This window comes from Parasutterella secunda (assembly GCF_016901835.1).
GTDB lineage: Bacteria > Pseudomonadota > Gammaproteobacteria > Burkholderiales > Burkholderiaceae_F > Aphodousia > Aphodousia faecavium.
Window position 1 is genome coordinate 101,090 of record NZ_JACJKX010000004.1, and the last position, 19,744, is coordinate 120,833.

The 19,744-nt window shown below is 49.1% G+C and carries 17 protein-coding genes; 8 read left to right on the top strand and 9 right to left on the bottom strand.

The features are described 5' to 3' along the window. The first annotated feature begins 7 nt into the window (after window positions 1–7). From H5985_RS03585 to H5985_RS03600, 4 genes are read left to right on the top strand one after another with little or no spacing between them, the layout of a single operon-like run. Complete coding sequence (locus H5985_RS03585) at window positions 8–1,408, top strand: TolC family protein (RefSeq protein ID WP_205049941.1); 1,401 nt, start codon at window positions 8–10, stop codon at window positions 1,406–1,408. Then, the gene (locus tag H5985_RS03590; RefSeq protein WP_205049942.1) at window positions 1,405–2,400 is read left to right on the top strand and encodes an HlyD family secretion protein; all 996 of its coding nucleotides are present in this window, start codon (window positions 1,405–1,407) and stop codon (window positions 2,398–2,400) included. Before H5985_RS03585 ends, H5985_RS03590 begins: the two co-directional genes overlap by 4 nt. Before the next feature lie 9 nt (window positions 2,401–2,409). Continuing rightward, window positions 2,410–3,600, top strand: a complete 1,191-nt coding sequence (locus H5985_RS03595) for an ABC transporter permease (RefSeq protein WP_205049943.1) — start codon at window positions 2,410–2,412, stop codon at window positions 3,598–3,600. Further along, the gene (locus H5985_RS03600) at window positions 3,597–4,751 is read left to right on the top strand and encodes an ABC transporter permease (protein ID WP_205049944.1); all 1,155 of its coding nucleotides are present in this window, start codon (window positions 3,597–3,599) and stop codon (window positions 4,749–4,751) included. The genes H5985_RS03595 and H5985_RS03600 overlap by 4 nt, the downstream gene beginning before the upstream one ends. On the opposite strand, the gene mtgA is transcribed toward H5985_RS03600, so the two are convergent. The 4 genes from mtgA to H5985_RS03620 are packed head-to-tail and all read right to left on the bottom strand — an operon-like array spanning window position 4,748 to window position 8,608. Continuing rightward, window positions 4,748–5,443: a monofunctional biosynthetic peptidoglycan transglycosylase gene (gene mtgA, locus H5985_RS03605; protein WP_205049945.1), complete on the bottom strand. Its 696-nt coding sequence runs from the start codon at window positions 5,441–5,443 to the stop codon at window positions 4,748–4,750. The two genes, H5985_RS03600 and mtgA, sit on opposite strands and share 4 nt — an antisense overlap. Window positions 5,444–5,457: 14 nt before the next feature. Next, a complete protein-coding gene (gene rimO / locus H5985_RS03610) occupies window positions 5,458–6,801 on the bottom strand; it encodes a 30S ribosomal protein S12 methylthiotransferase RimO (protein ID WP_205049946.1) in 1,344 nt (447 codons plus the stop codon). A 2-nt stretch (window positions 6,802–6,803) separates the two neighbouring features. Further along, entirely contained in the window at window positions 6,804–7,592 is a 789-nt protein-coding gene (gene pgeF / locus H5985_RS03615) for a peptidoglycan editing factor PgeF (protein WP_205049947.1), read from the bottom strand. An 8-nt stretch (window positions 7,593–7,600) separates the two neighbouring features. Further along, window positions 7,601–8,608 carry an RluA family pseudouridine synthase gene (locus tag H5985_RS03620; RefSeq protein WP_205049948.1) on the bottom strand — a complete coding sequence of 336 codons (1,008 nt, stop codon included), beginning with the start codon at window positions 8,606–8,608 and terminating at the stop codon, window positions 7,601–7,603. Between the two features lie 89 nt (window positions 8,609–8,697). Between H5985_RS03620 and H5985_RS03625 the strand changes: the two genes are divergently transcribed. Then, a complete protein-coding gene (locus H5985_RS03625; protein ID WP_205049949.1) occupies window positions 8,698–9,465 on the top strand; it encodes an outer membrane protein assembly factor BamD in 768 nt (255 codons plus the stop codon). Between the two features lie 65 nt (window positions 9,466–9,530). On the opposite strand, the gene H5985_RS03630 is transcribed toward H5985_RS03625, so the two are convergent. Genes H5985_RS03630 through H5985_RS03640 form a run of 3 tightly spaced genes read right to left on the bottom strand, consistent with a single transcriptional unit; the run spans window position 9,531 to window position 15,808 of the window. After that, window positions 9,531–13,109, bottom strand: a complete 3,579-nt coding sequence (locus H5985_RS03630; protein WP_205049950.1) for an SNF2-related protein — start codon at window positions 13,107–13,109, stop codon at window positions 9,531–9,533. After that, window positions 13,109–15,121: a DNA repair helicase YoaA gene (locus H5985_RS03635; protein ID WP_205049951.1), complete on the bottom strand. Its 2,013-nt coding sequence runs from the start codon at window positions 15,119–15,121 to the stop codon at window positions 13,109–13,111. The genes H5985_RS03630 and H5985_RS03635 overlap by 1 nt, the downstream gene beginning before the upstream one ends. 3 nt (window positions 15,122–15,124) lie before the next feature. Further along, window positions 15,125–15,808: a hypothetical protein gene (locus H5985_RS03640; protein ID WP_205049952.1), complete on the bottom strand. Its 684-nt coding sequence runs from the start codon at window positions 15,806–15,808 to the stop codon at window positions 15,125–15,127. A gap of 207 nt (window positions 15,809–16,015) precedes the next feature. Here H5985_RS03640 and H5985_RS03645 point away from each other — a divergent pair, with 207 nt between their 5' ends. The 3 genes from H5985_RS03645 to H5985_RS03655 all read left to right on the top strand — a co-directional run bounded on the left by H5985_RS03645 (window position 16,016) and on the right by H5985_RS03655 (window position 18,833). Next, window positions 16,016–16,999: a malate dehydrogenase gene (locus H5985_RS03645; protein WP_205049953.1), complete on the top strand. Its 984-nt coding sequence runs from the start codon at window positions 16,016–16,018 to the stop codon at window positions 16,997–16,999. Then, window positions 16,999–17,475 carry a putative toxin-antitoxin system toxin component, PIN family gene (locus H5985_RS03650; RefSeq protein ID WP_205049954.1) on the top strand — a complete coding sequence of 159 codons (477 nt, stop codon included), beginning with the start codon at window positions 16,999–17,001 and terminating at the stop codon, window positions 17,473–17,475. The genes H5985_RS03645 and H5985_RS03650 overlap by 1 nt, the downstream gene beginning before the upstream one ends. A 74-nt stretch (window positions 17,476–17,549) precedes the next feature. Continuing rightward, complete coding sequence (locus H5985_RS03655) at window positions 17,550–18,833, top strand: amidase family protein (RefSeq protein WP_205049955.1); 1,284 nt, start codon at window positions 17,550–17,552, stop codon at window positions 18,831–18,833. Between the two features lie 313 nt (window positions 18,834–19,146). Here H5985_RS03655 and H5985_RS03660 read toward each other — a convergent pair whose 3' ends face one another. Together H5985_RS03660 and H5985_RS09640 are read right to left on the bottom strand one after the other, a co-directional pair. Next, window positions 19,147–19,578, bottom strand: a complete 432-nt coding sequence (locus H5985_RS03660) for an RNA-guided endonuclease InsQ/TnpB family protein (protein ID WP_205049956.1) — start codon at window positions 19,576–19,578, stop codon at window positions 19,147–19,149. Beyond that, window positions 19,575–19,744 (bottom strand): transposase (locus H5985_RS09640; protein ID WP_205049963.1); only part of this gene is annotated, 170 nt, incomplete at its 5' end. The genes H5985_RS09640 and H5985_RS03660, both read right to left, overlap by 4 nt.

Below are 19,744 nucleotides of genomic sequence, written 5' to 3' on the forward strand. Positions count from 1 at the left end.
ATTAAAAATGAAAAAGATTTATTTAGCGGCTGCGCTTTGTGCAATTTTTCTCCCCTTGAGCACTCAAGCCTCCGGCGTGAGTTTTCATCAGGCGCGTGCGCTCATGACGCAGCGGGCTGATACGCTCAAAATGAGTCAGGCCGATATTGACCAAAAACAACAGCAGGTCAAGGAATCCCGATCGTTGAGGGGACCCAAAATCAGTCTGAACGCTCAACAGATTGAAGGCCGTAAAGACATCCATATGGCCTTTGATAATCCGTTGGCCGGTGCTTCGGGAATGATCGGGCAGGCTTTGCCGATACCGGGATTGTCTGAGATGCTCGGTCAAAATAAATTCAAAATCGATCTTGAAGAAGATATCTCGGGGCCTCGTGCTTCGATTGATATGATGTGGCCGATTTACACGGGCGGGGCCATTTCTGCTCAACAAAAAGCCTCTGAGGCAGCCCTTCGCCAAGCCCGTGCCTCGCACGAAAAAACTCAGGACGAGCTCGACACGCTTTTGGTGCAGAAGTATTTCGGAGTGCAGTTAGCCCGAAGTGTTGAAAAGCTGCGTGCTGATCTGTTCAAACAATCTGAACGGGACCTCAATCGTGCAAAACGCTTCGAAAAGGCAGGAATGATCGCAAAAATCGAGCGCATGAGTGCCCAGGTCAATCGGGATGCTGCCGAGCGTGAATATATCGGTTCTCAAACCGACCGTAAAGTTGCTGAAACAGAATTAGCCGATCTTTTACGCGAAGAGTCTGTCGGGCGATTGGATACGCCGATGTTTGTCAGCAAAGACTTAAAAACGCTCTCATACTGGCAGGATCGGGCTCTAGCCAATAATCCTATTTTAAAAGCGCTCGATGCGCAGCACGAACAGGCCCGAATGGGGGTGCAGGCTGCAAAAAGTACCTACCACCCGCAGCTCTATCTCTTCGGGCACTACAACATGATCAAGCACTACCTGACATTGCCCGAACCCGATTGGATTGCCGGGATCGGCGTTTCCTTTACGCTTTGGGACAACCGTGACCGCTCGGCCAGGGTTGGCGGCGCACAAGCCTTGGTCAACAAAGCTCGTGCCGCTCAGAGTCAGGCCAGAAATGAAATCAACAAAATTGTTGAAGTGGCTTGGCTAAAGAGCAATCAGGCTCTCGAACAGTATCGCCTGAGCGCAAGCTCGATTGAATTGGCTAAAGAAAATGTGAGACTAAGGGAAAAGTCTTTTAATGAGGGATTGTCCACGGTCGACGATGTCAATGATGCGAGAAATAAATTAATCGCTGCAGAGGTTGCAAGCCGCGTGGCTGCCTATCGCTTTGTCGTCGCCTTCAGTCTGTTGCATGCGGCAAGCGGTTCCATGCTTGACTTCATGGATACTTTTTCCCGTCCTGATATAACGGTGATTGAACAATGACGGAAATAAACAAGAAAAAAATCAATAAACCGGTTTTGGCTACAGGCGCCGCTGTGATCTGCGCCCTGTTTGTCGGTGTCGGATTTTGGATGGGGACACATCCGGCCAAAGAGCCTTTATATGGCGTTATGCAAGCCAAAACAGTTGATGTCGCTGCTAAAGTAACCGGACGAGTGCAAACGCTTGAAATCCGCGAAGGCGACAATGTGACAGCCGGCCAGCTTTTGATGACACTCGACATTCCGGAGGTCGAAGCCAAACTGCGAGAAGTTCGCGCTTTGCAAACGGCCGCAGCCGCCAAAAAAGATCTGGTTGATGAGGGGGCCCGTCCTCAGGAAATTCGTGCAGCTAAAGCGCAAATGCAGCGTGCCCAAGCCGGTAAAGAACTCGCGCAAAAGACCTATACCCGAGTGCATGCACTTTATCGTGAGGGACTGATTTCAAAACAAAAGCACGACGAAGCCTTGGCGCAGAAAAAAAGTGCTGATGAACTTTTCGCTGCTGCAAGCGAACAGTACGATATTGCTAAAACAGGTGCCCGTACTCAGGAAAAAGAAGCTGCCGGTGCTCTAAGCGCTCAAGCCGCAGGCGGTGTCGATCAGGTTGAAAGTCTCGTCAAAGAGAAAAACGTCACGGCTCCCTTAGCAAGCGAAGTCTCACGCATCTATGTTGAAGCAGGCGAAATTGCCGCGGCGGGCCTGCCCCTTGCTACGCTTGTGGATCTGTCGGATCAATGGGCAGTTTTCAATATCCGCGAAGACGATATGCCGCAAATTACAAAAGGGGCCGTGTTTAAAGCACAGATTCCGGCCTTGAATGCTCAAAATGTGGAATTTAAGGTGTATTTCATCAACCCCAGAGGAGATTACGCCACATGGCGCGCGACCCGTCAATCAAGCGGCTATGACTTGAGAACTTTTGAAGTTCGAGCCCGGCCTGTCAATCCGGTTACGAACCTTCGTCCCGGTATGAGTGTGATTGTCGAACGCTAAGAGTTTTTCATGACTAACATGGCTGCGCTCAAAGCTTCTGTGATTCGGGAGGTTCAAACAGTTCTTTCCCGACCTTGGGATATCGCGATGTTTATCGTCATGCCCGTGATTTGGTGCGTGCTCATTGCGGGACTCTTCGGTAACGGCCTGATTCGTGATGTTCCGGTGGGTGTTGTTAATCTTGATCACCAACCCGAATCAATTGAACTTGAAATAAAGCTTGATGCGCTGCCCTCGGTAAAACTTTTCTCTTACACAACGCCTCTTGAAGCTTCTGACGCAGTCAAACGTGCCGATATTTATGCCTACCTCGTCATTCCCCCTAATTGGCTTGATCGAAGCGGCACACCGCAGGCTGCCAGTCTTGAACTGTATTTTCCTAAAACGCTCTACGCGATTGCCACGACGTTGGAATTGGATATCAAGCAGACACTGCTTGCCGATCAGATGCAAAAATTAGAGCGCCTGGCTCAAACCGCAGGACTCAATAGCGAACAGGCAAAAAGAGCGACATCGCTTGTGACCGTTCACTCCATTACCCTGGGTAACATTGCTTTTAATTTCCAAGCATACATTTTGCCAACACTGATTCCCGGTATTCTTCACCTGGCTTTGGCTTTGGCAGTAGGCAGCCGCCTGTTGGCTGAGTGGCGAGACAAAAACGTGCATGATTGGATCAATATCGCAGGAGGCAGTCCCCTAATTGCTTTTCTCGGTAAAGCCCTTCCCTGGTGGATGCTCTACACACTCTACGGATTCATTTATGTTGCCGTCATGACCGGATACTTAGGCTGGTGGGTACAAGGCTCGCTTCTTCTGTGGCTTTTGGGACTCGCCTTTTTCATGGCTGTCATGACGCTGCTACCCATGTTTCTCATCGGTGTTTTCATGCCTTTGGGCTGGGTGATTGTTTTAAGTTGTACCGTCGGTTATATTGCACCGATCTTCCCCTACACAGGCTTTTCCTATCCGCTTGACTCCATGGCTGAGCCCGTTCAGTGGTTGGCGATGACGTTTCCCTTGACTCATTATTTTCAATTTCAGGGTGAGCAATGGATTGTGGCGGCGCCCCTCGGTCACTCACTATATACGCTTGGAAAAATTGCGATTTTTGCCCTGGTTTGGTTCGGGGCGGGTTATGCCCTCTTTAAAAAACGCGTAACGGATGAGTGCCGACTTGAATCCGGGGAGGCACTATGAGCGCATGGAAAGTTTTTCTTGAAACCATACGGCGATCTGTCCTGTCTCACGACAGCTTCATGATCTTTGCGATTGCTTCGCTCTTTTACCTCGTTTTCTACGCTCTGCCCTATGACAATCAGGTCATTGTCAAAATCCCGACGGCGATTGTGGATATGGACCAAAGCCGCCTGTCGCAGAATTTCACCGAACGCTTGAAATCAGCCCCATCGGTAAATGCCGTTTTGCAAACAAGTGATCTCGAAGTCGCTAAAGCTGCCTTTAAACATTCTGATGTGGATGTCATCATCACAATCGCAGAGAACTTCTCCCGTGATATTTTAAGAGGCGAACAAACTGTGGTGACGGTTTTCAGTAACGGGGCACTCCCCGTTAAAGGCCGGGCTGTAACGGCATCAGTTCTTGCCATTACAGCCGAAGAAAATATTACTCAGGCGGCTTCCCGATTGGTTGGACAAGGACTTAATCCGATCCTTGTCAAAAAAATGGCCATGAGTCCTTCGGCCTTCTCCTCTCAAGACCTTTTTAACAACATCTCGGGTTACGGTTACTACACGGTACCGGTTGTGGGTATTGTGATTGTTCAGGCTGTGATGCTTTTCGGCATCGGAATCGCTTTAGGAGGATGGTTAGCCGAAGCTAAGCAAACGCCTTTCTTTACTCAAGCCATGTCATCCGTCAAAGCCTTTATTCCTGTAGCACTGGCTTTCTGGGTGATATCACTGTTCTGGTCCTTTTTTATTGAGGGGATGGGGTTGTCGATCTTGACCATGCCGACACTTATCAATCCCCTTGCAACCGTTGTGGCGATTATTGCCTTCACGTTAGCGCTTTGTGCCTTAGCCATATTTCTGGCTTTATGGATGAATACCAACCGCTATGCGGCAGGCTTAGTGCTGGCTTCAGCCCCGAGTGTGTTCCTTTCAGGACTTGTCTTTCCGATGGAAAACTTTGCGACTTGGACCCTGCCTTTTGCCTGGATGATACCGACTACCCCGGGATGTCAGGCCATTGTATTTGCCAGTCAGGAAGGAGCCGCATTAATTGACATTCTCCCACAAATCGGCTGCAACCTTCTTCAGGCCGCCGTTTACGGATCGTTAGCTTATTACTGGTTAAAAAAACGTATCGCTGAAAGAAAAGCCGATTAACGCATACGGTTATTGATGCTTGCAAATTGCGGCTCGCGCATGGACCCTTCAATCACATCGATGCGATGACGAAGCCATCGGGTTGAACCGTGTTTTTCGTAATATCGCGGGTTAGATAAAATGGCCGCAAGCCAAACGCTTTGCCAATGAGACAACCGTCTTGCGCTCACTCCGTAGTAGTGACGGGCAGCCGCCTCTACACCGAACACCCCCTCCCCGAATTCAGCAATATTGAGGTAGGTTTGAAGGATTCGACCTTTAGACCAGGTTGCTTCCATAACAAGCGCCAGTATCATCTCCTGGAACTTTCTCAAATAGCTTTTTTCATGGGTTAAAAAAAGATTTTTGACCGTCTGCTGCGTGATGGTCGAGCCTCCCGGTGCTCGCTCACCTTCTATCACATTATTAACGAAGGCTTCACCGGTAGCCTCCCATTCAATACCGAAGTGCTCCATAAAACGTACATCTTCGGCAGCAACGGTTGCCCGAACCATATCGGTAGAAATATTTCTCAAAAGCACCGGACGAAACTGAACCGAGCCCAACCGCTCACGTTCACTTTCGATATAGGCTGAGGTTTCGATAGGGGCCACACTGTACCATAGCACCTGACCGATGTAGTACCCCTCAACAAGAATAAAGACAGCAAGGGCTGCGAAAAAAGCACGCTTAAAAAACAGTTTGATTCGCATCCCTTGTCCTCTTATTATTGAATCACATGACGACCGATCAAGTCATACTCCTGATTAGCCGTTACCCGCACATCGACAATATCCCCGGGATTGAGGTGAGCATCCGTTGTGACATAAATAATGCCGTCGATTTCAGGGGCATCGGCCATTGTGCGGCCGATTGCCACACCGTCCTCATCCTCGGGCTCATCAATAATGACTTTCTGAACAGTGCCAATTTTTTTGGCCATTCGGGCTTCAGAAATTTCAGACTGCACCTGCATGAAGCGCTCACGGCGTTCTTCACGGACTTCATCGGGCAATGCACCGGGCAAGTCATTGGCCGGTGCTCCTTCAATGGGTGAATAAGCGAAGCACCCCACGCGATCGAGTTGTGCCTCTTTCAAAAAGTCGAGCAAATAATGAAATTCTTCTTCTGTCTCGCCAGGGAACCCCGCAATAAATGTCGAGCGAATCGTCAGATCCGGACAAATCTTTCGCCAGGCTTGAATTCTCTCCAAAGTCTTTTCGGTTGCAGCGGGCCGTTTCATCGCCTTTAATACCCGTGGATGGGCATGCTGAAACGGGATATCCAGATAGGGAAGGATCTTACCGTCGGCCATCAATTCAACCACTTCATCGACAGCCGGATAGGGGTAAACATAGTGCAGACGAATCCACATTCCCATATCGCCCAATTCTCGCGCAAGATCGAAAAGACGGGTTCGAAGTGCCTTACCTTCGTCCGTGAAGTCAATCTTGTAGCGCAGATCAACACCGTAGGCGGACGTGTCCTGACTGATGACCATGAGTTCGCGCACGCCGGACTCTCTGAGCAACTCTGCCTCATGCAGGACTTCTCCGATCGGGCGACTGACTAACTTCCCTCGCAATTGAGGAATAATGCAAAAAGCGCATTTATGGTTGCAGCCTTCACTGATTTTCAGATAGGCATAGTGAGGAGGCGTTAACTTCAGCCCGGCCTTGGGCACCAAATCGAGATAGGGGCTATGCGGTTGAGGCAAATAGCGATGAACCAACCCGTAGACCTTATCGAATTCCCCTGGGCCTGTCACCCCCAACACATCGGGGCAGACATCATCAAGATAGGCCGTGCCGTCAAGATGCTTTTTCGCACCTAAACACCCCGTCACGATCACCCGTCCGTTTTCCCGCATCGCTTCATTGATGGCCTCGACGCTTTCAGCTACGGCTTCATTTAAAAAACCGCACGTATTGACAATCACAAGATCGGCGTCGGCGTACGAGCCCACAATATCGTAACCCTCGGCACGAAGCTGAGTCATGATGCGCTCGGAATCCACCAGGGCCTTGGGGCAGCCCATGGAGACCACACCGATTCGGGGATTTCTCTGCATAATCAACCTTTAATCCAAATCATGGCCGCGTGGCGACCCGTCGTTTGATCGCGGCGGAAACTGTAAAAGAGCTCGGGATTGGCATAGGTGCTGTGATTGGCCTCAACCACTTGATCCACACCGACTTGCAACAAAGCCATACGAGCAAGCGTTGTGAGCGAACAGAGATACTTTCCGTTTTCCTGTGACTTAAAGGCCACTTCAGCGCCCTCGATCGTCTTTTTCATCGCTTCAAGCACATCGTCACCCGTTTCGAAGTCCTCATCACCGATTCTGGGTCCGAGCCAAGCGATAAATTGGGCATCAGGATTATTCAAGCGCTCACGAAGACGCTCAATGGTTTTCTGAAGAATACCGCCCGCAAGACTTCTCCATCCGCAGTGAACGGCTGCAACGGCTTGACCGCCTTTTTCGGTAATCAAAACCGGTAAACAGTCGGCTACCTGTACCACACAAACGGTATTGGGCGTAATCGCGGTACTCGCATCGGCCTCTTCTTCGGGGGCAGCCGTTTCAGCATCGACCACTTTGACGCCGTGGACTTGTTTGAGCCACTTCGGGTCTGACGGCACCAATTGCGCCGCCAGGTTGCGATTCATTTTGATGCAAAAGCCGACATCTCCGGTGTAAAGTCCGACGTTAAAACCTCCGATACCGTCTTTATCACCGAAGGGGCCTGAGGAGACGCCGCCCGAACGAAGCGTCATCAAGGCATCAACATTTGTCGGGCAAATCTCTTTCCAATCAGGCTGTAAGATCGCCAAGGCTGGCTTAGTCGTATCATCAATCATTTTTCATCCTATTTCTCAAAAACTGTCACCGGCTCATCGGTCGGTCCGAAACCGACCGATTCCATGAGTTCTGTTAAATCTTGCGGAGCGGGCACAAACCACTGCATATTTTCTTTTGTTTTCGGGTGAACCAATCCCAAACGGGAGGCATGAAGCGCCTGGCGCTTCATTATCGTCAAAGGACAATCCGCAGGCAACTTTCCCATTTTACCTTTATAGACGGGATCGCCAACCAATGGCAGACCCGCCCACTGCATATGAACACGAATTTGATGAGTGCGACCGGTATCCAGGCGGCAAGCTACCCAACTTACTGTCAAAGGGGTTTGACCGACGCCCGGCACATTACCCACGTCAACACATCGCACATGAGTCTTTGCTTCTTTAGCTCGGGGGCCGTTACCCACACAAAAGCGCATGGGAGAGCGCGGATCGCGCATAATAGGCTCTTCAATGAAACCGGCCTCAGGTGCCTGGCCATGCACAATCGCCCAATATTCACGTTTAACGGTTCGTGCCTGAAGCTGTCGGATCAAATCGGTCTGAGATTCAAGCGTTTTTGCCACGACCATGAGCCCGGTAGTATCACGATCCAAGCGGTGAACAATACCGGCCCTGGGTAAAGTTTTTAATTCGGGATTTCTGGCGAGTAACCCGTTTAAAAGCGTGTCATCCCAATGCCCAGCTGCCGGGTGAACAACAAGCCCGGCGGGTTTATTGACCACCAAAATTTCATCGTCTTCGTAGACAATGTCCAAATTCATCGCTACGGGTTTAAAAGCAAGCTCCTCGGGACTGGGCTGCTCCATCACTTCGATTTCATCACCCGCAGCGACCTTAGCACGAATTTTCTCAACAGTAATACCATTAACTGCCACCGCTCCCTGCTCTATCCAGGTTTGCAAACGTGCGCGCGAAACCGACGGCATCAAACGAGCCAGTACTTTATCGAGGCGTTCGCCTGAAAATTCGTCCTCAACAACAAAATTTAACGCTTCATCAGTCGTAACCGACATATACTTCCTTAACAAATTACTTGAGTCTGAGGCGGTCTGATCGTTATAATCCGTGAATCGATTGACCGCATTACTCTAGAGTCACATCAATGGCATTAACTTTACATCAATTGCGCACCCGCGCGGCAACTCTTGTTCTTGCTGCCGCTGTCGCAGCACTGGGCGCAGGTTGCACGAAAATCGAAACAGATATTACCCAAGGCTGGGATGCTCAGCGTCTTTACGAAGAAGCTCGCACCGCAGCATCCGACAGCGACTGGACTCGGGCGCAAGATTATTACACAAAATTGGAAAGCCGTTATCCTTTCGGTCGTTATGCTCAACAGGCACAGATCGAAAGCGCATACGCCTACTGGCGTGACGGTGACGCCGCTCAGTGCGTGCAAGCCTGTGACCGCTTCCTGCGTCAATACCCCAATCATGCCAACAGCGACTATGTCCTGTATTTAAAGGCTCTGGCTACGCTTAATCAGCGCAACACGATTTTTACGAGCCTTCTTACTCAGGATATTTACGAGCGCGATGCCGATGCTGCCCAAACCGCTTTTGACACCTTAAAGGAATTGGTCGAGCGCTTCCCGCAGTCTCGTTATGCTCATGAAGCCCGTCGCCGTATGCATGAATTGGTCCTGTCTCAGGCTCACCATGAATACAACATTGCCCGCTTCTACTACGAACGTCATGCGTATGTGGCGGCCATTGAACGCGCTCAAAACGTGGTGCGTACCTTCCAGCAAACGCCTTACTCTGACGATGCTCTGGAATTGATCCGTGATTGCTATCGTGAAATGGGCGTAACGGATTTGGAAAACGACGTTAACCGCGTTCTGGAACTCAATCAGAATCGCGAACGCTAATTGCTTTTGCGATTCAGTCAAAAGACTGCTCTGAGATTTTTAAAGGAGCAGTCTTTTTTTGTACCTCATTTATCCAGAGCAAAAAGTTTCTTGAGCTCTCCGGTACTCAAATCCCCTACCCAAGTTTCGCCCGCATTGACGGTTAACTCTGCCAACTCCCTTTTCGAGGCGAGCATGTCGTTGATGCGTTCCTCAAAAGTCCCGGCTGTCACAAATCGATAAACCAATACATCGTTTTTCTGTCCGATTCGATAGGCACGATCCGTTGCCTGGGCTTCAACCGCAGGATTCCACCACAAATCGTAATGAATCACGCTCGAAGCCGCCGTGAGATTAAGCCCCGTTCCCGCTGCTTTAAGCGATAGGACCATTACGCGCACAGTAGGATCCGTTTGAAAGTCATCGACCATCTGCATTCGCTTTTTCACGGGCACCGAGCCGTTTATAAAGAGTACCTTTTCGTCCAACGCATCAGTGATCCATTTTTTCAGTCGATCACCCATTTCCCGATATTGGGTAAAGATCAACACTTTACGACCGGAGTCAAAATTTTGTTCCAAGAGCTCAAAGAGCAAAGCCGCTTTACCGGAATCGGGAGTTCCACCCTCTGTTTTTAAATATTGAGAAGGCGAATTGCAGATTTGCTTTAAGGAAGTGATGAGTTTTAAAACGGCCGCTCGTTTTTGCATGCGTAAGTCACTACCGTCGGCTTTTGCCTCCGCATCAATTTTCTCTAGTCGCTTCATCGCGGCATTAAGGGTCTTTTGGTAGAGGACTGCCTGCTCGGGCGTAAGCGTCACAAACTGATCGTTTACAATGCGCTCGGGCAAATCGTTAATGATGCTCTTATCCGTTTTAAGGCGTCTCAACATAAAAGGAGCGGTCAGTGCTTTGAAAGCCTCAATGACTTGGGGATCGCGCTCAGATTCAATAGGCGTAGCAAAAGTACGTTTAAAATCCCGTTCACTTCCCAAGAGTCCCGGCTGAACCAAAGAAAAAATAGACCAGTACTCCATCAGATGGTTTTCAACCGGCGTACCGCTCATGGCAATCACCTCATCGGCTTTAAGCAATGAAAGCGAACGCGCAAGCGTGGTGAGGTGATTTTTCACAGCCTGCGCTTCATCAACCACCAAAAGCTTGAGTGAAAGAGCGGCCAATTGATCAAGATCGCGCCGCACCAGACCATAGGATGTGATCAGCACATCAAAAGTGTCGGTTGCCGGCATCTCTCGGTTCGCACCATGGTACACCGCCACGCGCAACGTAGGAGAGAATTTAGCGATTTCACGCTCCCAGTTGGTCAAAAGGGTCGTGGGCACAACGACAAGTACCTTTTTATCAGCTAGGTTACCCTCTTCTTTCAGCCGAGTGATGCAGGCGATGACTTGAAGCGTTTTACCCAACCCCATATCGTCGGCAATGAGTGAACCGAGGCCAAAGCGGATGTTTTTCATCAGCCATTCATAGCCTCGCTTCTGATAAGGGCGCAATTCGGCACAAAGTGTCGCGGGTAAATCCACGCGGTCAACAGAGCGAATGGTCTCAAGCTCCCGTTTGATAGTCTCGGCGACATTCACTTTGATACCATCGGTCTCACCGGTCAGGACTGCCCGCATTTTCTGGAGCATCGTCGCTTTCGGAGGATTTTCCAATTTTTCCCGATAGCGCTCAATTTCTTCCGGATCCACGTAAATGTATTGATCACCCCATTCAATCACTTCACCTACGTGTTGCAAAAGACGGGCAAGCTCATCTTCAGTTATCGGTTGATCACCGATCGCGAGCTTAAAGTCAAAATCCGTAAGAGCCGCTTTGCTAAAGAATGACTTTGATGAAGAATTCGAAGAGATTGAAGCCGTGAGCCTTGGTCTGAGAAGTTTTTTAAGCGAAGCGGGCATCGACAGTGAAATCCCCAAAAGCGTCAAAACAGGAGCAATCTCAAAAAGAAAATCCTTCAATTGATCTGAGGCAAGTGTCACTATCTTGTTTTTTGATTCGACTAAATCACCGAAGAGCGAATCAATCGACTTTAAAGTATTTAAAACATTGAGTGCTGCAAAACGCTCTTTCCCGTAACGCTCATCTTTCATTAAAAGCTTGAGATCAACGGGCCTCGCTTTAGAGTCTTTCGCTTTAATGCAAAAATGCACATTGATTGCCTTATCACGAGAGCGTGTCAGACTGACGATAGGTTTCCAAGGGAAATTAAACGTCAAATTCAAAATACGAAGGTACCGGGCATATTCATTGGCAAAAGCGGGCTTCACATCGGCTGACAACTCTCTGCTCGAAGGTGAGGTAAAGAGCACACCGCCATCGCTCTCAGAAAAATCTGATGACAGCAAGCGATGCCAAAACGTCAAGGCAAGTGTCACGCCCAAATAAATTTTTTGAATTTGCGTTGTGCACTCGATGCAATCAAGCCGAAACAGATCGTCAACGACCGAATCAAACGCTCTACAGATTTGCGCAAAGGCGAGTCCGATTTGCGAATAGCGAATCGCAGGCATCCAGTAAATCTGCGGCCAACAATCCTCGAGATCGGGCGAGACGACAGCGACAGGGATAAGTGCTTGAGATCGGTAAAGACGGTCGGTAGCGAGAAAAAGAACCCTTAAGGCATAAAGTTCGGGCGTAAGCCACTGACGCGCGAGCGTTTCCGGTAAACCGATTAGGGCACTGATTAAACGCAGTGCATCGTCTTTTTTAAGAGTTTTACCGGATTCATCGGTAAGAGCAAAGTCTCTAAGATTTCTTTTGTCGATTGCGAAATGAAAGCGCTTTTTGTTGAAGCCCGAAATTTCCTCTTCAATCTGCTTTAAATATGTCTGTGATCGCTCTGAGGGGCTTGACAATTCTGTCAAAAAGAAAAGACGTCGGGTCTTCTGATCATTTCTGCGAATAAGCTCCAAGAGCTTCGCTCCGAAATTCTTTTCATTGGAGAGCGAAAAGTGCTCGGGCAGCAGAGAAAATATCTTTTTCCCGATGACTGGCAATGGCGTCAACGGCAGACTCGTTAACTTAAAGTCCCCGCTGCACTGCACAAGCTCCATATCATTGACAATGGCCGAGAGCGCATGAAGCGTGGTCGGTCGATCCTCGGTCACCTCCTTCACTTCGAGTCCTTCAGCCTGCAGCGCATCGAGCAAATAAAGACCATGAAGCGCAAAAATCAAAAAAGGATCCTTATCGATTTGGCGAGAAAGCCAATAGATGACCGCAGCGATATGTTTGCAGGGAATGGCCCGATCGGGGCAACTGCAATCCATTTCGATATCACGACTCGATGACGGGAAAAGCTTCAGTCCCAAAGACAGGCATATGTCGTTTATTTCAGGCGGCAATTCTTTGTCGAAAAGTCTCGCCAATAAATCTTCTCGTTTTTTGAGCGTCTCAATGAGTGTCTGAATCTGAGTTTCGGTAAATGTCGGTAGTTTGATTCGGATGTCATACGGATAGACACTGCCCTGCACCACAGCTTCTATTTCATGAGTTTGGGCATTGAGATTGACATCGAGAACATGACCGCTATTGCAATAAGTCTTACCGCGAGGCAAACGATTGGTATAGTCACAGGCACTGAGGGCATTTAACCAAGCTTTACCCCACCAGGTTTTTCCATATTGCGTACGAGTTGCCATCAATAAGCCTCATCGGGATTATCAAGGAAAGAGTACACTCGTGCGAACTCTTGAGTGCGAATCATCGCAGGCAAACTCTCTAAAACCACACGACCGTAGCGCTTTTGTAAAAGGCGGTTGTCACCGAAGACAATGACGCCAAAATCATTTTCGCTGCGAATCAGTCGCCCCACCCCCTGCCTTAAGGTCGTAATCATTTCAGGCAGTTGATAATTCATAAAAGGATTTTTCCCCTGTTGGGTAATCCAATCTTTTTTAGCTCGGGCTACCGGTGTATCAAACTGAGCAAAAGGCATTTTGTCGATCACCACAAGCTGCAGTGCGTCGCCCTTCATATCCACGCCTTCCCAAAAGCTCATGGAACCGACTAAAACGGCATTGGGGCTGGACTTAAAGCGTTCAAGCAACTCACTTTTCGGAGCCTCCCCCTGCACACATAAGGTAAAGTTTGCTCCCATGCGAAGGCGCAACTCATTGGCAATAGCTTCCATGGATCGAAAACTTGTGCAAAGAAAGAATGCGCGACCTTGAGTTTTTTGCAAAAGCGGCCAAGTCGCTTCCACTAATTCATGCGAGAAGTTATCGTCAAAAACACCCGGCAAACCCTTAGGTAAATAAAAACGGGCCTGATAAGCAAAATTAAAAGGGCTCTCCCAAGTATAGGTCGCTGTATCAGAGCTTAGACCCAACTCTCCAAGGAAATAGGAAAAGTCCGGTGTTAGATCGTCTTTTCGGGTGGAAATGGTGGCGCTCGTCAATACCCAGGCATTTTTCATTTTGGCTCGAGCCTTGGTAAAGGGTTCTGCCAAGGATAACGGGGTATTGGAAAACAGAACATTTTGTTCAGTCAGACGCATCCAGAGAACCGAAGGCACACCGCCTACGGTTTTGACCGCCTGGGGATTAGCAAGCGTTACGCGCCAGTCATCAAGCCGTTTGGATAAGTCGGTCGCCCGATCTGCAAAGAGCTCACAGTCTTCATTGGCAGCACTGACTGATTTAAACGCCGTCAACACTGCTTGGACAGCCTCCGAGAGCTTATCCAACGGTTCTTTGATCGTCTCTGAGAAAGCCTCGATAGAAGCAATTTCAACCTCGGTCTCAAGCTCGACGCCCAAGCCTCTGTGAATCGTCTGATGAACATTTAATGCGGCGCGCTTAATCTCAAAAAAGAGATCATCCCAACGAGCCACACCGGCAGCGTAGGCCTTGCCGATTAGTCGTCCTTCTTCAGAGAAATCCTGCAGCTCGCGAAGCGAGAAGATATCTGAAAAATAATCGATCCCGATATCGGGCAATTTATGGGCTTCATCAAGAATGATGAGGTCGGCATCGGGCAACAACTCAGCCATGGTGTCATCTTTGAGACTGAGATCGGCCATGAAAAGATGGTGGTTAACAATGACAATATCGGCTTCACGGGCTCGGGCGCGAGCTCTGTTGAGGAAGCAGTCATCGTAGTGGGGACACTTGGTCTTTCCCAAACAATTATCTTTTGTGCTTGTGACCCAAGGCCAAAGGGGATCTTTTTCCGGAATACCCGCAATTTCGTTTTTATCGCCGCTTGTGCTCACACGGGCAAAATCCAGAATCTTTTTTAAACGCTTGAAACTGTCGGCTTCGGGCAAAAGACCGTTATCCACTAAACGCTCTAAACGCTCTTTGCAGATATAGTTGGCGCGGCCTTTGAGGACCGCCACGTCGGCATCAATAGCCAAAGCCGAACAAATGCGACCGACGTCCTTTGTAAAGAGCTGGTCCTGAAGGGTTTTACTGGCTGTTGAGACAATAGTTTTCGATCGTGAGAGAATGGCAGGCACCAAATACGCAAAGGTCTTACCGGTACCGGTCCCCGCTTCAACTACGGCAACGCTTTTATTATCGATTGCCTCACCCACGGCACGCGCAAATTGCAGCTGACTCTCGCGCCTTTTAAATCCCTCAATTTTTTTACACAAGGGACCGTCGGGCGAAAAGGCATAATTGATCGCTTTACTAAATTGCTCGTTCATGGACTAAAAAAAGAGTCCGCCTTTTTTATTTTGTTCTTCCTGAATCTTTTGAGCCTGTTCGCGTTTCTGGCGTTCGGCTTCATAGGCCGCTTGGCGGGCTTCACGCTTGGCTTTACGCTCGGCTGCTTCCTTTTCTAACTGAGCGCGACGAGCCTCCTGGGCCTGCAGTTTGGCATCGTAGGCTGCCTGGTTGGCTCCTTCCTGAGCCTTTTTAGCGTTTTGTTTAGCCACTTTATCGTCGTTGTTTTTCACCGTAGCACGTTTAGCAGGCATGGGAGTATCCTGCGCAGCTTTGGCCCGACGCTCCTGAGCCTTAAAAATTCTGATTTGGTGATCAGCCTGACGAATCAATTTATTGGCGATACGTGAGCGCTTAAAAAGCACTCCCTCGGCACGATCAATGCAGTCATTAACAAAAATCTTTTTCTGACACAGATAGTTGTGACCTGCGCGCAACTTCTCAATACGTTTTAATTCAGCCTCACCGATCGCCTTGGCTTTTTCTGCTTCTTCTAAAGTCTTAAATTCCGGATCAATGTACTCAGGATCCAGAGGACTGGGGGCTACAACTCCGGCCTCCCAACCGAGTTCTTCAGGAGTTTTGAATTCTGCATCTTCATCAGGAGCGGCATAAACCAAACCGGCCATAGCCGCACTGATCAGTCCCACAACGATTTTTTTATACATGAGAGGCCTCTATATGTGTTAACTCGGTGCATTGTAATAGAGTCCGCACGCTTTGTCCCGCGTTTCTACACTCAGCAAAGAATCCTACAAATGTCTTAAACTTTTCAATAATTTTTTATTGAAATCGAGAAGATTAATAAGAAATATTTATCCATCAAGGAAAATCTTTTTATAATAATGGGAAAAGACATATTGTCAGGTGCAAAAATGACTCGTCCTATACGTATTGCTATTACCGGTCCGTGCGGTTCGATCGGTTACTCCATCCTTTTTCGTATCGCTTCAGGCGACCTTTTCGGTCATCAGCAACCGATTGAGTTAAGACTGTTGGCTCGCAACACTCCTGAGAGTCAATCGCGACTTAAAGGCACGATGATGGAATTGGCCGACTGCGCCTTTCCACTTCTCGCTGAAATGAGTGCTCATACTGATGAAAAGGAACTTTTTGACGGAGCGGAATGCGTATTTTTAATCGGTGCTCAACCCCGTAAAGACGGAATGGATCGATCGGATCTGCTTCGCGCAAACGGAGAAATCTTCCGACGTCAGGGACGAGCCTTAAACGAACGAGCCTCTCGTGATGTCCGCGTGTTGGTCGTAGGCAATCCATGCAATACCAATGCCTACATCGCCATGCGCAATGCTCCGGATCTCAAGCGCGAAAGCTTTTCAGCATTGATGCGCCTTGACCAAAATCGTGCCATGGCACGCGTGGCCGAAAAACTCGAAGCTCCTGTGAGCGGTATTGAACAGGTTTTTGTCTGGGGCAATCACAGCAATACCATGTATCCGGATATCCGCTTCCTGCGCTACAAGGGTCATCGTTTGGCCGATCAATTCGATCCCCAATGGCAGGAAGAATTCATTAAAAATGTGGCAACCCGCGGCGGTCAGATTATTAAGGCGCGCGGCGCCTCTTCGGCCGCATCTGCTGCAAGCGCTGCGCTTGATCATATGCGCGACTGGATTTTAGGCAGCCAAGGTAAATGCTGCACAATGGCGGTGCCCTCTGACGGCAGCTACGGCATTCCTGAAGGTTTGGTATTCGGTTTCCCGTGTCTGTGCCCGGGCGAAGCCCGCTATCAAATTATCAGCAATATGCCGATGACTCAGGAAGTTCGTCGCCGCCTCGAAATTACCCGGGACGAACTCATCAACGAAGCCCGTGCCGTGGCGGATTTATTGCCCTGATGGCTGTTGATCGAGAAAAACTGCTTCATCTTCTCGAAGGCGCCCGAACGTTCGGGCGCTCTTTGAGCGGTCGATATTGTGTCCTCGATACCAATATCGTCCTCGATATTCTTTTGTTCAAAGACAGCAAAGTACAACCCCTGTTAGACGCTATTGCTACCGACAATATTCTGCCCATCGGCCACTTGGATACTTTTTTTGAATTTGCTGACGTGGTCACTCGCCCAATGTTTCAATTAAGAGACAGTCAGATTGATCAATTGCTTCATGAATGGGTCAAGCTTCACGCCGTGTTCCGTGAACCGTTAAGCACGGATTTTTTTTGTCGTGACAAGGATGACAACAAATTCTTCAATCTCTCCCGAGCAACAGGTGCAGAATATTTAATTTCCAAAGACAAGAAGGTTCTAAAAGCCCGAGGCAAAGCCAAACGATTCGGCTGTCAGGTTGTCAAGCCTGAACAATTTAAACTCTAAGCAAGATTGGCTATTGCACCTTTTAACACAACGTGCCAAACTGATCGGTGACTGAAGACTTTCCGGAGCCTGTCATGGAATTTCTCTACAAAGGCACATTACCCAATCCTGCGACTATCAACGAACGTATTCGGCGCTTTAATCACATCATTCACGCTGTGAGCCAATGGCGGGAACCGCCTCTTGATGCTCAATGGCCCGTTTTAGTTAAGGACAATATTGATGTCTCCGGTCTTCGAGCAACATCCGGTAGCTATGCACTGAAGGAGTTAAAGGCCGTTGATGCCTTCTGTGTTAAAAAACTCAGAGAAAAAGGTGGCTTACCTTTCGGAAAGACTTCAATGAGTGAGTTGGCGGGCTATCTCAGTTCCAAAATGCCTCCGGGCTACTCCGAACTCGGCGGACAAGGTATCAATCCTATCGACCCCACCTTGTCTCCGGGAGGTTCTAGTTCCGGTTCTGCCATTGCGGTTGCTGCCGGGTTCTGCCACAGTGCCATCGGAACGGAAACCCATGGCAGTATTGTGATTCCTTCGATTGCCTGCGGCATAGTCGGAATCAAACCCAGCGTAGGAATCGTCTCTCGAAACGGTGTCATTCCTATCTCACATTCTTTGGATACACCGGGTGCCATGGCCCATTCTGTGGCCGATGCAGCCAAACTTCTGGAAGCGATGGCCGGAGCCGATCCGGAAGATGAAGCAACCGAAGTCTGCCCAACGTCCCTTGACTTACACACCGCCTTAGGTGAAGGGAAAGAACCTCTGCGCCTTGCTATTGCTGTGCCTGATTACCGGGCTTTTGATGATCAGGAACGAAATGCGATAAACAAACTGATCGCACAGGCTAAGAAGCATAAGATTGAAATTGTAGAGGTTCAAACTAAGAGCATTGAAACGTACTACAGAGCGATTTCTTCAACAGAAATTCAAGGTGATTTTGACCGATATCTGGCCAAATACGGAAATGGGAAAACGCCCGGCACATTCCGTGATTTGGTAAAGATGTATGAAATGCGCGCGCAGCACCACCCCTATGGTTTTGATCGACTGCTCGGTGCTTTGCAATTTTCACCGGATTTAGAAAATCCCGTTTATCGTAATGCCCTTGAAAAAGGCGTCGGTAACGCCACTGCAGCTATTGAAAATACGCTTAAGGTCGCTGATGCCGAGGCCATTCTCTGCTTAGGCTTTACGCCTTGGTGGGCAGTCGGTCGAGCACCTTATGTAGCATTACCCCTTATGCAAAGGCCTAATCATGCCATGATCGGTATAACGGTCGGAGCTGCGCGCCTGGAAGACAGAAAAGTGATCGATATTGCAGCAAAACTTGAAAAAGTCATTTCTGAAATGAGCTGAACACCAGTAAGGGGGTGTTGCAGAAGTCAAAATTCTTGGACTCAACCAACACCTCTTCTTAAAAATTAAGCGGCTCTTCGCTCCCTCCTGCGCCAAACTTCTCCAACTTGTTGTAGGTTGTGATTGGAGCTCCCTCGAATTAAGTCAAAGGTGTGCGCGTTGGCTTTCTAGCAAGATTTTTTTAAACTTGCTGGTTACGGGTCTATTTCCCTCGATTCGAACTTCCGAGGATTCCTCGGAAGTTGCCGCTTCACTCAACTCTCCTTCTGATTGGCATCCTCCCCGCTGTGAACGGCGAGGATTCCCTACTGTGTCATCGGCTCTCGCCGATGATCACTTCGATGGGTTCCTGCTGCTGACCCGCGCAATGGATTGACTCCATCCGCCGCTTCACTCGAGCTCGGCCTTCTTCGCCGAGTTCCCCACAGGCTGACATGCGCTGCCCGCGCACCTTTATATTTCTTGCTCCCACTATGTCGGCATTGTTCCGATAACCGCAAGCCACACATTTAAAACTCGCCTGACTCTTGCGGTTCTCTTTTGACTCATGCCCACATACCGGACAAGTGCGGGAAGTGTACTGAGGCGCCACCTTGATGACGATTCCGCCTCTTTGCTCACACTTCCACTGCAGTCGTTGGAAAAACTTCCCCCTGGCCTGATCCAATATCGCTCGGTTTAAACCCGATTTCTGCGCTACATTGTGACCAGGGTTGTTCAACGTTCCGGCCGCACTTGCCGTCATATTCTCAAGTCTTCTCGATAGATCACAGCGTGTTTTTTGCTCAGATCCAAAGCCACTTTATTGATAAAGTCCTGACGAATGTTGCCTATACGTTGATAGAGTTTGGCGATTTCCTGTTGGGCTTTTTTCCAATTACTGCTGAATTTTTCCTTTCTCGATAATGCCC

What these genes read in the sequence shown, in the direction of transcription:
- H5985_RS03585 (WP_205049941.1), top strand. Translation starts at nt 8, where the DNA reads ATGAAAAAGATTTATTTAGCGGCTGCGCTTTGTGCAATTTTTCTCCCC.
- H5985_RS03590 (WP_205049942.1), top strand. Translation starts at nt 1,405, where the DNA reads ATGACGGAAATAAACAAGAAAAAAATCAATAAACCGGTTTTGGCTACA.
- H5985_RS03595 (WP_205049943.1), top strand. Translation starts at nt 2,410, where the DNA reads ATGACTAACATGGCTGCGCTCAAAGCTTCTGTGATTCGGGAGGTTCAA.
- H5985_RS03600 (WP_205049944.1), top strand. Translation starts at nt 3,597, where the DNA reads ATGAGCGCATGGAAAGTTTTTCTTGAAACCATACGGCGATCTGTCCTG.
- mtgA (WP_205049945.1), bottom strand. Translation starts at nt 5,443, where the DNA reads ATGCGAATCAAACTGTTTTTTAAGCGTGCTTTTTTCGCAGCCCTTGCT.
- rimO (WP_205049946.1), bottom strand. Translation starts at nt 6,801, where the DNA reads ATGCAGAGAAATCCCCGAATCGGTGTGGTCTCCATGGGCTGCCCCAAG.
- pgeF (WP_205049947.1), bottom strand. Translation starts at nt 7,592, where the DNA reads ATGATTGATGATACGACTAAGCCAGCCTTGGCGATCTTACAGCCTGAT.
- H5985_RS03620 (WP_205049948.1), bottom strand. Translation starts at nt 8,608, where the DNA reads ATGTCGGTTACGACTGATGAAGCGTTAAATTTTGTTGTTGAGGACGAA.
- H5985_RS03625 (WP_205049949.1), top strand. Translation starts at nt 8,698, where the DNA reads ATGGCATTAACTTTACATCAATTGCGCACCCGCGCGGCAACTCTTGTT.
- H5985_RS03630 (WP_205049950.1), bottom strand. Translation starts at nt 13,109, where the DNA reads ATGGCAACTCGTACGCAATATGGAAAAACCTGGTGGGGTAAAGCTTGG.
- H5985_RS03635 (WP_205049951.1), bottom strand. Translation starts at nt 15,121, where the DNA reads ATGAACGAGCAATTTAGTAAAGCGATCAATTATGCCTTTTCGCCCGAC.
- H5985_RS03640 (WP_205049952.1), bottom strand. Translation starts at nt 15,808, where the DNA reads ATGTATAAAAAAATCGTTGTGGGACTGATCAGTGCGGCTATGGCCGGT.
- H5985_RS03645 (WP_205049953.1), top strand. Translation starts at nt 16,016, where the DNA reads ATGACTCGTCCTATACGTATTGCTATTACCGGTCCGTGCGGTTCGATC.
- H5985_RS03650 (WP_205049954.1), top strand. Translation starts at nt 16,999, where the DNA reads ATGGCTGTTGATCGAGAAAAACTGCTTCATCTTCTCGAAGGCGCCCGA.
- H5985_RS03655 (WP_205049955.1), top strand. Translation starts at nt 17,550, where the DNA reads ATGGAATTTCTCTACAAAGGCACATTACCCAATCCTGCGACTATCAAC.
- H5985_RS03660 (WP_205049956.1), bottom strand. Translation starts at nt 19,578, where the DNA reads ATGACGGCAAGTGCGGCCGGAACGTTGAACAACCCTGGTCACAATGTA.